General features: G+C 70.0%; 11 protein-coding genes. 10 read left to right on the forward strand and 1 reads right to left on the reverse strand.

All coding sequences use genetic code 11. The features are described 5' to 3' along the window. Window positions 1-207: 207 nt before the first annotated feature. The 7 genes from ACZ499_RS08970 to ACZ499_RS09000 all read left to right on the forward strand — a co-directional run bounded on the left by ACZ499_RS08970 (window position 208) and on the right by ACZ499_RS09000 (window position 7,645). Window positions 208-384 carry a hypothetical protein gene (locus ACZ499_RS08970; protein ID WP_468406820.1) on the forward strand — a complete coding sequence of 59 codons (177 nt, stop codon included), beginning with the start codon at window positions 208-210 and terminating at the stop codon, window positions 382-384. Window positions 385-496: 112 nt separating this feature from the next. Then, window positions 497-1,525, forward strand: coding sequence for an ABC transporter substrate-binding protein (locus tag ACZ499_RS08975; RefSeq protein WP_468673394.1), 1,029 nt, complete (start codon window positions 497-499; stop codon window positions 1,523-1,525). 8 nt (window positions 1,526-1,533) lie between these two features. Next, window positions 1,534-2,367 (forward strand): siderophore-interacting protein, encoded by an 834-nt coding sequence (locus ACZ499_RS08980; RefSeq protein WP_468673576.1) that lies wholly within the window; start codon window positions 1,534-1,536, stop codon window positions 2,365-2,367. A 251-nt stretch (window positions 2,368-2,618) separates the two neighbouring features. Continuing rightward, window positions 2,619-4,064: a pyridoxal phosphate-dependent decarboxylase family protein gene (locus tag ACZ499_RS08985; protein ID WP_468673395.1), complete on the forward strand. Its 1,446-nt coding sequence runs from the start codon at window positions 2,619-2,621 to the stop codon at window positions 4,062-4,064. Then, window positions 4,045-5,319 carry a lysine N(6)-hydroxylase/L-ornithine N(5)-oxygenase family protein gene (locus ACZ499_RS08990; RefSeq protein WP_468673396.1) on the forward strand — a complete coding sequence of 425 codons (1,275 nt, stop codon included), beginning with the start codon at window positions 4,045-4,047 and terminating at the stop codon, window positions 5,317-5,319. The genes ACZ499_RS08985 and ACZ499_RS08990 overlap by 20 nt, the downstream gene beginning before the upstream one ends. After that, complete coding sequence (locus ACZ499_RS08995; RefSeq protein ID WP_468673397.1) at window positions 5,316-5,870, forward strand: GNAT family N-acetyltransferase; 555 nt, start codon at window positions 5,316-5,318, stop codon at window positions 5,868-5,870. The genes ACZ499_RS08990 and ACZ499_RS08995 overlap by 4 nt, the downstream gene beginning before the upstream one ends. Further along, window positions 5,867-7,645, forward strand: a complete 1,779-nt coding sequence (locus ACZ499_RS09000) for an IucA/IucC family protein (RefSeq protein WP_468673398.1) — start codon at window positions 5,867-5,869, stop codon at window positions 7,643-7,645. Before ACZ499_RS08995 ends, ACZ499_RS09000 begins: the two co-directional genes overlap by 4 nt. A gap of 97 nt (window positions 7,646-7,742) precedes the next feature. On the opposite strand, the gene ACZ499_RS09005 is transcribed toward ACZ499_RS09000, so the two are convergent. Next, the gene (locus tag ACZ499_RS09005; RefSeq protein WP_468673399.1) at window positions 7,743-9,338 is read right to left on the reverse strand and encodes a beta-N-acetylhexosaminidase; all 1,596 of its coding nucleotides are present in this window, start codon (window positions 9,336-9,338) and stop codon (window positions 7,743-7,745) included. Between the two features lie 145 nt (window positions 9,339-9,483). Between ACZ499_RS09005 and ACZ499_RS09010 the strand changes: the two genes are divergently transcribed. From ACZ499_RS09010 to glmS, 3 genes are all read left to right on the forward strand, one after another. Continuing rightward, on the forward strand, window positions 9,484-10,359 hold the full coding sequence (locus ACZ499_RS09010) for a DUF4429 domain-containing protein (RefSeq protein ID WP_468673400.1): 876 nt from the start codon (window positions 9,484-9,486) through the stop codon (window positions 10,357-10,359). 133 nt (window positions 10,360-10,492) lie between these two features. Then, complete coding sequence (locus ACZ499_RS09015) at window positions 10,493-10,771, forward strand: hypothetical protein (RefSeq protein WP_190091738.1); 279 nt, start codon at window positions 10,493-10,495, stop codon at window positions 10,769-10,771. A 67-nt stretch (window positions 10,772-10,838) separates the two neighbouring features. Then, complete coding sequence (gene glmS / locus ACZ499_RS09020; protein WP_468406836.1) at window positions 10,839-12,656, forward strand: glutamine--fructose-6-phosphate transaminase (isomerizing); 1,818 nt, start codon at window positions 10,839-10,841, stop codon at window positions 12,654-12,656. Window positions 12,657-12,788: the final 132 nt, after the last annotated feature.

Consider the following 12,788-nt stretch of genomic DNA (forward strand, 5'->3'; position numbering starts at 1 on the left):
CGGGAGGGGGTGGGGCTTTTCGGCGTGGTTCCCGGGTTTCTTCTGCGAACTTTCTGGGGTTGTTCATGTTTCCCCCCGCCCCCTGCCCTCCCCGGGGGCGCGGGAACCCGCGCGAGCAACCCAGCACCGTCCGCAGACGAACCCGAACGGGTGGCCCGGCGGCGTACACCCCGCGCGGCATACACCCCGCGCACCACCCTGGGCAGCGTGATCCCACCCGCCTGCCCCGCCTGCCCGACGCGCCCGCCGCTGTGGAAGGACACCTCCACCACCGCGCCCGGCGCCGCGGACCGCTGGCACTGGCACTGCACCGCGTGCCGCACGCTCTACGAGCCCACCGCGTCCCACAAGGTCCGCTTCACATACGGGCCCCTGCGGCGGTAGCCGACGCGGCCGTGCCGTACTCGGCGACCCCTCTACAGATCCTTGTGAGGTTAGGCTAACCTACCCAAGAACTGCCAGAGGCCGACCCCGGCACGTACGAAAGCGGATCGTCATGCCCTTTTCCCGAGCGTCCCACCTCTCCCGTCGCGGTCTGCTGGCCGCCGGCGGTGCCATCGGCCTCGGGGCCGCGCTGGCCGCGTGCGGGGACGACGACAAGAAGAAGGGCGACTCGCAGAAGGCGGACGGGAAGTCGGGCCCCTGGTCCTTCAAGGACGACCGCGGCAAGGCCGTCGAGACGAAGTCCACCCCCAGGACCATCGTGGCCTTCACCGGCACCGCCGCCGCCCTCCACGACTACGGCATCGAGGTCAAGGCCGTGTTCGGCCCGACCAGGACCAAGGACGGCAAGCCGGACGTCCAGGCGGGCGACCTCGACATCAACAAGGTCGAGATCCTCGGCAACGTCTGGGGCGAGTTCAGCGTCGAGAAGTACGCGGCCCTCGCACCGGACCTCCTCGTCACGGACATGTGGGAGAAGGACGCCCTCTGGTACGTGCCGGACAACAGCAAGGACAAGATCCTCAAGCTCGCCCCCAGCGTCGCGCTGTGGGCCGCGCAGATCAGCATGCCGGCCGCGCTCCAGCGCCGCGCCGACCTCGCCGCCGCCCTCGGCGCCGACCTGAAGGCCGCCAAGTTCACCGAGGCCAAGGCCCGCTTCGAGAAGGCCGCCGCCCGACTGCGCGCCGCCACCAAGGCCAACCCCGGCGTGACGGTGATGATTGGTTCCGCCAGCGCCGACCTGTTCTACGTCTCCGCGGCCAAGACGTCCGCCGACACCGCGTACTTCCAGGAGCTGGGCGTCAAGTTCGTCGAGCCGAAGGTCAACGCGCAGGGCTTCTTCGAGGAGCTCAGCTGGGAGAACGTCGGCAAGTACCAGGCCGACGTGATCATGATGGACAACCGCTCCACGGCCCTCCAGCCGGACGCCCTGAAGTCCAAGCCGACCTGGACCGGGCTGCCCGCCGTCAAGGCCGGCCAGATCACCCCGCGCACCACGGAGCCGATCTACTCGTACGACAAGTGCACCCCGATCCTCGAAACCCTCGCCAAGGCGATCGAGACCGCGAAGAAGGTTGCCTGACCATGACGATGACAGCCGAGACCGCCACCGTCCCCTTCCGACTCTTCGACCTGAGCGTGGTACGGACCCGGCGGCTCGGCCCGTCGCTGGTCAGGATCACCTTCGGCGGCGAGCAGTTGGCGTACTTCGAGGGCGGCGGCCGGGACCAGAGCCTCTCGCTCTTCCTGCCGCACCCCGGCCAGGACGCGCCCGTACTGCCGCTCACCCAGAACCCGGAGACGTGGTTCGCGGACTACCGGGCTCTGCCCGACGGCGTACGGGCCGTGATGCGCTCGTACACCCTGCGCGAGCAGCGCCGCGACCCCGACGAGGTCGACATCGACTTCGCGCTCCACGAAGACGGCGGCCCGGCGTGCCGCTGGGCCGGCCGCGCCGCGCCCGGGGACCGTGTGGCGGTCCTCGGTCCGGCGGTCGCCGACAACACGGCGGTGCGCTTCCGGCCTCCGGCCGGCACGGACGGGGTCGTTCTGTGGGGCGACGAGACGGCGCTGCCCGCGCTCTCGGCGATCCTGGAGTGGCTGCCCCATGGCACGCCGGCGCGGGTGTGGGTGGAAGTGCCGTTCAGCGGGGACCGGATGTCTCTTCCGACCGTCGCGGATGCCCGGATCACGTGGCTGGTGCGGGAGGAGGGGGCGGCCTCTGTGCTGGACGCGGTGCGTTCTGAGGGCGAGTTGCCCGGGCTCGACCCCTATGTGTGGCTCGCCGGGGAGGCGTCCACCATGCGGTCGTTGCGTCGCCACTTTGTGAATGAGCGTCAGGTCGATCGCAGGAACGTCACGTTCGTCGGTTACTGGCGGCGGGGGCGTTCCGAGGACCAGCTTCGCGAGGAAGAGGGCGCGTAGGTCGGTGTGGCGGCTGCGGGCCGGTGGAGACTGGTCGCGCCCGTGCGGCGGAGCCGCACATGTCACAGCCCCGCGCCCCTTTAGGGGCCCGGTAGCGCAGCCACCTGCCAACTCCACCGCTTCCCCGGGGGGCGAGGGCCTGTTGAGATCAAAGTTAGGTTAGGCTAACCTAACTTTGAGATCGCGGTCCTCGCCCCCCTTCCTTTCTGCCCGGAGGGCCCGACGAAGTCCCCGATCCGGGAGGACAGTTCATGCGTTCGCACCTGCTCAATGACACGACGGCGGAGAGCTACCGGCGCTCCGTGACCGAAGGAGTCGAGCGGGTGGCGTCGAAACTCGCCGCGACGCGCCGCCCGTTCACGGGTGCGGCCGTCGAGGACATCGCCCCGCTCATCGACCGCGTCGACCTCGACCGGCCGCTGGGCGACACCTCCGCCGTCCTGGACGAGCTGGAGGACGTGTATCTGCGCGACGCCGTCTACTTCCACCACCCCCGCTACCTCGGGCACCTCAACTGCCCGGTGGTCATCCCCGCGGTCCTCGGCGAAGCGGTCCTCTCGGCCGTCAACTCCTCGCTCGACACCTGGGACCAGAGCGCGGGCGGCACCCTCATCGAGCGCCGCCTGATCGACTGGACCGCCGGCCGCGTCGGCTACGGCCCGTCCGCCGACGGCGTGTTCACCAGCGGCGGCAGCCAGTCCAACCTCCAGGCACTGCTGCTCGCCCGCGAGGAGGCCAAGACCGACGACCTCTCGAAGCTGCGGATCTTCTCCTCCGAGTGCAGTCACTTCAGCGTCCAGAAGTCCGCCCAGCTGCTCGGCCTCGGCCGGGGCGCCGTCGTGTCGATCCCCTGCGACCACGACAAGCGACTGCAGACCGTGGCGCTCGCCCGCGCCCTGGAGCGCTGCGCCGCCGAGGGCAACGTGCCGATGGCCGTCGTCGCCACCGCGGGCACCACCGACTTCGGCTCCCTCGACCCGCTGCCCGAGATCGCCGAGCTCTGCGCCCAGTACGGCGCGTGGATGCACGTGGACGCCGCGTACGGCTGCGGGCTGCTCGTCTCGCCGACCCGCCGCCACCTCCTGAACGGCATCGAGCACGCCGACTCCGTCACCGTGGACTACCACAAGTCCTTCTTCCAGCCGGTGAGTTCGAGCGCGATCCTGGTCAAGGACGGCACCACCCTGCGGCACGCCACGTACCACGCGGACTACCTCAACCCGCGGCGGGCCGCCGAGGAGCGCATCCCCAACCAGGTCGACAAGTCCCTCCAGACCACCCGCCGCTTCGACGCCCTCAAGCTGTGGATGACGCTGCGCACCATGGGCGCCGAGGGCGTCGGCGGACTCTTCGACGAGGTGTGCGACCTGGCCGTGGAGGGCTGGCGACTGCTCGCCGCCGACCCGCGCTACGACGTCGTCGTCGAGCCCACCCTTTCCACTCTCGTCTTCCGCTACATCCCGGACGCGGTCACCTCGCCCGCCGAGATCGACCGCGCCAACCTCTACGCCCGCAAGGCGCTGTTCGCGTCCGGCGAGGCGGTCGTCGCCGGCACCAAGGCCGGCGGCCGTCAGTACCTGAAGTTCACCCTGCTCAACCCCGAGACGACGGTCCACGACATCGCCGCCGTCCTCGATCTGATCGCCGGCCACGCCGAGCAGTACCTGGGAGAGAACCTTGTCCACGCAGCCTCGTGAGCCGTACGACTTCATCGGGATCGGCCTCGGGCCCTTCAACCTGGGCCTGGCCTGCCTCACCGAGCCGGTCGACGAGCTCCGCGGCCTCTTCCTGGAGACCAAGCCGGACTTCGAGTGGCACTCGGGCATGTTCCTGGAGGGCGCCCACCTCCAGACCCCGTTCATGTCGGACCTGGTCACCCTCGCGGACCCGACCTCGCCGTACTCCTTCCTCAACTACCTGAAGGAGTCCGGCCGCCTCTACTCGTTCTACATACGCGAGAACTTCTACCCGCTGCGTACCGAGTACAACGACTACTGCCGCTGGGCGGCCGGCAAGCTCTCCTCGATCCGCTTCAACCAGACGGTGAAGACGGTCACGTACGAGGACGAGGTGTACGTCGTACGCACCGAGGACGGCTCCGAGTTCCGCACCCGGCGCCTGGTGCTCGGCACCGGCACCCCGCCGTTCGTCCCCGAGCCGTGCCGGGGCCTGGGCGGCGACCACCTGCACAACTCCCGCTATCTGGAGCACAAGGAGGCGCTCCAGAAGAAGGAATCGATCACCCTGGTCGGCAGCGGGCAGTCCGCCGCGGAGATCTACTACGACCTGCTGAGCGAGATCGACGTCCACGGCTACCGGCTGAACTGGGTCACCCGCTCGGCCCGCTTCTTCCCGCTCGAATACACCAAGCTGACGCTGGAGATGACCTCGCCGGAGTACGTGGACTACTTCCACGCGCTGCCCGAGGCCACCCGCTACCGCCTGGAGACGCAGCAGAAGGGACTCTTCAAGGGCATCGACTCGGAGCTCGTCGACGCGATCTTCGACCTGCTCTACCAGAAGAGCCTCAAGGGTCCCGTCGGTACGCGTCTGCTCACCAACTCTTCGCTGAACGCCGTCAGTTACGACCCGACGACCGGCACGTACACGCTGGGTCTGCGCCAGGAGGAGCAGGAGAAGGACTACAGCCTCACCACCGAGGGCCTGATCCTGGCGACCGGCTACAAATACGCCGAGCCGGAGTTCCTCGCGCCCGTCGCCGACCGGCTGAAGCGGGACGGCCGCGGCCGCTTCGACGTGGCCCGCAACTACGCCATCGACACCACCGGCCGCGAGATCTTCCTCCAGAACGCCGCCGTGCACACCCACTCGATCACCTCGCCCGACCTGGGCATGGGCGCCTACCGCAACGCGTACATCATCGGCGAGCTCCTCGGCCGTGAGTACTACCCGGTCGAGAAGTCCATCGCCTTCCAGGAGTTCGCCGTATGAGCACCACAGCCGACATAGGTACGTTCACCGTCCGCCCCCTCGATCCCCTGAGGGACGCCGAGCTGCTGCACGGCTGGGTCACCCACCCCAAGTCCGCGTTCTGGATGATGCAGGACGCGAAGCTGGAGGACGTCGAGCGGGCGTACATGGAGATCGCGGCCGACGAGCACCACCACGCGCTGCTCGGGCTGCACGACGGCGAACCCGCCTTCCTGATGGAGAAGTACGACCCGGCCCACCGCGAGCTGGTCGGACTCTACGAGCCCGAGCCCGGCGACGTCGGCATGCACTTCCTGGTCGCGCCGACGGGCACGCCGATCCACGGCTTCACCCGCGCGGTGATCACCGCCGTGATGGAGACCCTCTTCGCGGACCCCGCGACCCGGCGGGTCGTCGTGGAGCCCGACGTGGGCAACAAGGCCGTCCACGCGCTCAACGCCGCCGTCGGCTTCGAGGTCGCCGGGGAGATCACCAAGCCGGAGAAGACGGCGCTGCTGAGCGTCTGCACGCGGGCCGCGTTCGAGGCGGCGACCGAGGGAGCGACCCGATGACGACGACCACTGACATCGGAGTCCCCCACCTCACCCCCGAACTGTGGGCGCGCGCCAACCGGCTGCTGATCCGCAAGGCGCTCGCCGAGTTCGCGCACGAGCGGCTGCTGAAGCCGCGGCCGCTGGGCGAGGACCGGTACGGCGTGCACAGCGACGACGGCACGGTGGAGTACCGCTTCACCGCCGCGCTGTACGCCCTCGACCACTGGCAGGTCGACCCGGAGTCGGTCACGCGACACGGGGCCGACGGCCAGCTCCCCCTCGACGCCCTCGACTTCTTCATCGAGCTGCGCACGACACTGGGCCTGAGCGACGAGATCCTGCCGGTGTACCTGGAGGAGATCTCCTCCACGCTCTCCGGTACGGCGTACAAGCTCACCAAGGAGCAGACCCCGGCCGCCGAGCTCGCCCAGGCGGGCTTCCAGGCGATCGAGACGGGCATGACCGAGGGCCACCCGTGCTTCGTGGCCAACAACGGGCGGCTCGGGTTCGGTGTGCACGAGTACGCGGCGTACGCGCCGGAGGCCGCCGCCCCGGTCCGACTGATCTGGCTGGCGGCGCGGCGCGACCGGGCGACCTTCACCTCGGGCGCCGGGCTCGACTACGAGACGCTGATCGAGGCGGAGCTGGGCGCGGAGACGCTGGAACGTTTCGCCGCTGTGATGGCGGCGCGGGGTCTGGACCTCGCGGACTACCAGCTGCTGCCGGTCCACCCATGGCAGTGGTGGAACAAGCTGTCGGTGACGTTCGCGGCGGAGGTGGCGCAGGACAGGTTGGTGCCGCTGGGAGTGGGCGACGACACGTACCTCGCCCAGCAGTCGATCCGCACGTTCTACAACACGACGACCCCTTCCAAGCACTACGTGAAGACGGCCCTGTCGGTCCTCAACATGGGCTTCATGCGGGGCCTTTCGGCCGCGTACATGGAGGCGACGCCGGCGATCAACGACTGGCTGGCGGGGCTGGTGGAGCGCGACTCCGTCCTCCAGTCGGCCCGCTTCTCGATCATCCGCGAGCGGGCGGCGATCGGCTACCACCACCGCCAGTACGAGCGGGCCACCGACCGCTACTCGCCGTACCGCAAGATGCTGGCGGCGCTGTGGCGCGAGAGCCCGGTGCCGTCACTGGAGCCGGGCGAGCGGCTGGCGACGATGGCGTCGCTGCTGCACGTCGACGGGGCCGGGACGTCCTTCGCGGGCGCGCTGATCGCGGAGTCGGGGGTGGGGGCGCGGGAGTGGCTGCGGTGCTACCTGAACGCGTACTTGCTGCCGGTCCTGCACTCGTTCTACGCGTACGACCTGGTCTACATGCCGCACGGCGAGAACGTGATCCTCGTCCTGGCGGAGGACGGGACGGTGGTGCGGGCGATCTTCAAGGACATCGCCGAGGAGATCGCTGTCATGGACCCGGACGCGGTGCTGCCGCCTGCGGTGGAGCGGATCCGCGCGGACGTGCCGGACGACATGAAGCTGCTGTCCGTCTTCACGGACGTCTTCGACTGCTTCTTCCGTTTCCTGAACGCGACGCTGGTGAGCGAGGGGGTCGTCGGGGAGGAGGAGTTCTGGGCGGCGGTGGCGGAGTGCGTCACGTCGTACCAGGCGTCTGTGCCCGAACTGGCCGACAAGTTCAAGCAGTACGACATGTTCGCCCCGGAGTTCGCCCTGTCCTGCCTGAACCGTCTGCAGCTGCGCAACAACAGGCAGATGGTGGACCTGGCGGATCCGTCGGGGGCGCTGCAACTGGTGGGCACCCTGCGGAACCCGATCGGGGGGTGATCCCCCCACCCCGCCCGTTCCCGCTGTGACATGCGGCTCCGCCGCGTGGCCTCCGGGGGTGGGCGGGGGTGGAGGCGGGGTGGGGGATTCACCGGGTTCACTCCCACGGCACCACCGGCGACCGATAGAAGTTCACCCCCAGCGCCCCCAGCCTCGGCCCCTGCTGCGCCAAGCGGACCTTGTACGTCGCCCAGTCGTGTGTCCGCGCCGGCGACCACCCGAGCTCCGCAACCCCCACCACCCGCGGAAACGCCATGTATTCGACATCCGAGCTCGTCGTCAGCGTCTCCGACCACAACGGCGCCTCCACCCCCAGGACCGACCCCCGCGGGAGGTCCTTGACGAAGGCGTCCGGGTCCCACCCGTAGGACTTGTCCACGTCCACGAACCCCGCCCAGTCCAGCCCCAGTTCCGTATGCGCGTCGTACTTCATGTCGAGGTACGCCCGGTTCGCCGGCGACATCACCACCTTCGTGCCCGCCTTCGCCGCCGCGACGACCTCGGCCTCGTTTCCGTCCGTGCCCCAGTACTGGGCCACCGCCCCGGCGACCGGCCGCGCACCGGTCAGCTGGTGCCAGCCCATCACCGTCTTGCCGTACGTGCCGACGATCGCCTGCGCCTTGTCCATGAAGGCCGCATAGTCGGCGTGCGCCGTCGAGTGCGCCTCGTCGCCGCCGATGTGGATATATCGACCTGGCGTCATAGCCGCCAGCTCCCGCACCACGTCGTCCAGGAACGCGTAGGTCACCGGCTTCGACACGCACAGTGAGCTGAAACCGACGTCCGTGCCGGTATAGAGGGGTGGTGCGACGCCGTCGCAGTTCAGCGCGGCGTACGAGGCGAGCGCCGCGTTCGTGTGGCCGGGGGTGTCGATCTCGGGCACGACTTCCAGATAGCGGCTCGCCGCGTAGCGGACGATCTCCTGGTAGTCCGCCTTGCTGTACGACCCGCCCTTGCCGCCGCCCACCTGCGTCTGCCCGCCGTACGCCGCCAGCCTCGGCCAGGAGTCGATCGCGATCCGCCAGCCCTGGTCGTCGCTGAGGTGCAGATGCAGCTTGTTGACCTTGTAGAGCGCCAGCTGGTCGATGTACCGCTCGACCTGCGCGGGCGTGAAGAAGTGGCGCGAGACGTCCAGCATCGCGCCCCGGTAGGCATAGCGCGGGCTGTCCTCGATCTTTCCGCCCGCCACCTGCCACGGGCCCGGCTGCCGCGTCCTCTTCTCCACCGACGCGGGCAGCAGCTGCCGCAGCGTCTGGACGCCGTGGAAGAGCCCGGCCGCCCGGTGCGCCGTGAGGGTGACCGCGCCCCGGCCGCTCTCCAGCCGGTACCCCTCCTCCCCGAGCCGCGCGTCGCCGGAGAGCCGTAGCCGGATACCGTCCCGGCCGTCGGCCTTCACCGGCAGCGCGTACCCGGTCGAGGGGCGCAGCACGTCCGCCAGATACCCGGCGATCCGGCGGCCCTCGGCGCCCGCGGCGGCGTCGACCCGGATCGGGGTGGTGGACGTGATCGTGTACGGGGTGCCGCCCGGCGCGACGGACGCGGGGGCGGGGACGATCTGGCCGAGCGAGCGGGGGGCGCGGGCCGCGGGGGGCGCGGTCGCCGTTCCGGCCCGGGAAGTGCCTGCCACCGCCACCAGCAGCAGCGCGCCGAGCAGTACGGAAACTGTTCTGTGCTGAGTTCTGCGCTGACTCACCAGCGGTTCCCTTCAACGGGGTACGCCGAGCAACCGAACGGAACCCATCACAACCGCCCGCCCCACCGGCGGTCAAGGTGTGGACCACTGCGGGCCCGACCGCCCAACTGCCCGGCGCCGCAAGGCCGGATGGAAGAATCACCTCATGGCGGAAATCATCCAGAAGGACGGGACCTGGAGCTTCGACGGGGACGGCGTGCGCATCGTGCCCGGCAGCGACAAGGGCGTCAGCCTGCTGCGCCGCACGCTCGGCGAGGTCACGGTGCCGCTCGTGGCGCTGGCCGGGGTGGCGTACGAGCCGGGGCGCAGGACCGGGCGGCTGCGGCTGAGGCTGCGGGACGGGGCCGACCCGCTGCTCCAGGTCACCGGCGGCAAACTGGACGACGCCTCCGACCCGTACACCCTGACCGTGGAGACGAAGGGGGCCGCGATAGCCGAGTACTTCGTGGACGAGGTCCGCAACGCCCTGCTGCTCGACTCGGTGCCCACCGGGCCGGTCGACCGCTATCTGCTGCCGGGGCCCTCGCTGCCGCTGACCGTGAGCGCGGGCGACGGCACGGCCGGTTTCGACGGGCGCACGGTCCGCCTGGAGTGGACCTGGCACACCGACGAGGTGAAGACGAGCAGCGGCCCGGCCACCATCCCCCTGGAGGACCTGCACGCGGTGGAGTGGCAGCCCTCGCGGGGTCTGGTGGACGGGCATCTGCGCTTCGTGAGCTCGCCGAACGCACCCCGGGTCCCCGCCGGGCGCGATCCGCACGCCGTGGAGCTCAACGGCTTCAAGAAGGACCCGCTGATGGCGCTGATCGCCGCGGCCGTGGTGGTCCGGATGCCGCACCCGCACGCGCCGGAGGCCGTGCCCGTACCGGAGCCCAAGGCGCTCGGCCCCGTACCCGGCGCCGCCGACGACCCCGACGCCCTGCTGCGGCGGCTGCGCGAGCTCGGCGAGCTGCACGCGTCCGGGATCCTCACGGACGAGGAGTTCAGCCTGGCCAAGCAGGCCGTGCTCAAGCGCCTCTGAAGCGGCCCGGGCAGGGCCTCCGGGCCGCCTACTGGTCCAGACCATCCCCCCTTCCGACCTATGATCATGAGAATCCTGCCCGAAATCGGGCAGGATTCTTGCGTACGGCCCCCATACCCCTCAATATCGACGAGTGCTCGAACGTCGCCCGTCGTCCCACGACGACCTCATCGACCACCTGGTGCGCAGCACCGCGCTCCAGCGCGGCGAAGCGGCCCGGGTGGTGCTCGATGTGCTGGCGTACTTCGACGAGACGTACGAGGAATTCGTCCGCCGCCGCCACCGTGAACTGCAGTCCGGTGGCCTGGTGAACGCGGAGATCTTCGAGCGGATCGCGGCCGAGCTGCCGCACCGCGCCGTGGCGCCACCGGAGCTCTCGCTCCGGCAGCTGCGCCGCATCGTCTACGGCTAGATCGTTCACGGCTGAGGCAGCCGGGCACGCGTACGAACTCTGAACGTCGATGGAGGGGCAAGACTCTATGTGCGGAATCGTCGGTTATATCGGTAAGCGTGACGTCGCTCCCCTGCTGCTGGAGGGCCTGCAGCGGCTGGAGTACCGGGGTTACGACTCCGCGGGCGTGGTCATCAACAGCCCGAAGTCGGGCGCGCTGAAGATGGTCAAGGCCAAGGGCCGCGTCCGCGACCTGGAAGCCCGCGTCCCCAAGCGCTTCACCGGCACCACCGGCATCGCGCACACCCGCTGGGCCACCCACGGCGCCCCGAGCGACGTCAACTCGCACCCGCACCTGGACCCGGAGAACAAGGTCGCCGTCGTCCACAACGGCATCGTCGACAACGCCGCCGAGCTGCGCGTCAAGCTGGAGGCCGAGGGCGTCGTCTTCGCCTCCGAGACCGACACCGAGGTCATCACCCACCTGATCGCCCGCTCCCAGGCCGACTCCCTGGAGGAGAAGGTCCGAGAGGCGCTCAAGGTCATCGAGGGCACGTACGGCATCGCCGTGATGCACGCCGACTTCGCCGACCGCATCGTGGTGGCCCGCAACGGCTCCCCGGTGGTCCTCGGCATCGGCGAGAAGGAGATGTTCGTCGCCTCGGACGTCGCCGCGCTGATCGCCCACACCCGCCAGGTCGTCACCCTTGAGGACGGCGAGATGGCCACCCTCAAGGCCGACGACTTCCGTACGTACACGACCTCGGGCACCCTCACCAACCCCACCCCCGAGACCGTCGAGTGGGAGGCCGCCTCCTACGACATGGGCGGCCACGAGACGTACATGCACAAGGAGATGTCGGAGCAGGCCGACGCCGTGGACCGCGTGCTGCGCGGCCGCATCGACGACCGGTTCTCCACCGTCCACCTCGGCGGCCTCAACCTGGACGCCCGCGAGGCCCGCGGTGTGCGCCGGATCAAGATCCTCGGCTGCGGCACCTCGTACCACGCCGGTCTGATCGGCGCCGGCCTCATCGAGGAGCTCGCCCGCATCCCCGCGGACGCCGAGCCGGCCTCCGAGTTCCGCTACCGCAACCCGGTCGTGGACCCCGACACGCTGTACATCGCGGTCTCGCAGTCCGGTGAGACCTACGACGTGCTCGCCGCCGTCCAGGAGCTCAAGCGCAAGGGCGCCCGCGTCCTGGGCGTCGTGAACGTCGTCGGCTCGGCGATCGCCCGCGAGGCTGACGGCGGCACGTACGTGCACGCCGGCCCCGAGGTCTGCGTCGTCTCCACCAAGTGCTTCACCAACACCGTCGTGGCCTTCGCGCTGCTCGCGCTGCACCTGGGCCGCATCCGCGACCTGTCGGTGGCCGACGGCAAGCGGATCATCGAGGGCCTGCGCAAGCTGCCCGCGCAGATCTCCGAGATCCTGGCCATGGAGCCGGAGATCGAGAAGCTGGCCAAGGAGTACGCGGGCGCCCAGTCGATGATGTTCATCGGCCGTGTGCGCGGCTACCCGGTCGCCCTGGAGGCCTCCCTGAAGCTCAAGGAGATCTCCTACATCCACGCCGAGGCCTACCCGGCCTCCGAGCTCAAGCACGGCCCGCTGGCGCTCATCGAGCCCGCGCTGCCGACGGTCGCGATCGTCCCCGACGACGACCTGCTGGAGAAGAACCGCGCGGCCCTTGAGGAGATCAAGGCCCGCAGCGGCCGCATCCTCGCCGTGGCCCACCGCGAGCAGGAGAAGGCCGACCACACCATCGTCGTCCCGAAGAACGAGAACGAGCTGGACCCGATCCTGATGGGCATCCCGCTCCAGCTCTTCGCGTACCACACGGCGCTGGCCATGGGCCGTGACATCGACAAGCCGCGCAACCTGGCGAAGTCCGTCACGGTCGAGTAGTACGTCGGGTACGGCAGGTTCCGTACCCGCAGCACCCACAGAGAAGCGGGGGGGGGGGGGGGGGGGGGGGGGGGGGGGGGGGGGGGGGGGGTGGGGGGGGGGGGGGGGGGGGGAGGTGAGGGGGGGGGGGGG

The organism is Streptomyces sp. NPDC031265, from assembly GCF_055570295.1.

Excerpts from the sequence above, each read along its gene's own strand:
- ACZ499_RS08980 (WP_468673576.1), top strand. The coding sequence starts at position 1,534 with ATGACAGCCGAGACCGCCACCGTCCCCTTCCGACTCTTCGACCTGAGC.
- glmS (WP_468406836.1), top strand. The coding sequence starts at position 10,839 with ATGTGCGGAATCGTCGGTTATATCGGTAAGCGTGACGTCGCTCCCCTG.
- ACZ499_RS08975 (WP_468673394.1), top strand. The coding sequence starts at position 497 with ATGCCCTTTTCCCGAGCGTCCCACCTCTCCCGTCGCGGTCTGCTGGCC.
- ACZ499_RS08995 (WP_468673397.1), top strand. The coding sequence starts at position 5,316 with ATGAGCACCACAGCCGACATAGGTACGTTCACCGTCCGCCCCCTCGAT.
- ACZ499_RS08985 (WP_468673395.1), top strand. The coding sequence starts at position 2,619 with ATGCGTTCGCACCTGCTCAATGACACGACGGCGGAGAGCTACCGGCGC.
- ACZ499_RS09010 (WP_468673400.1), top strand. The coding sequence starts at position 9,484 with ATGGCGGAAATCATCCAGAAGGACGGGACCTGGAGCTTCGACGGGGAC.
- ACZ499_RS09000 (WP_468673398.1), top strand. The coding sequence starts at position 5,867 with ATGACGACGACCACTGACATCGGAGTCCCCCACCTCACCCCCGAACTG.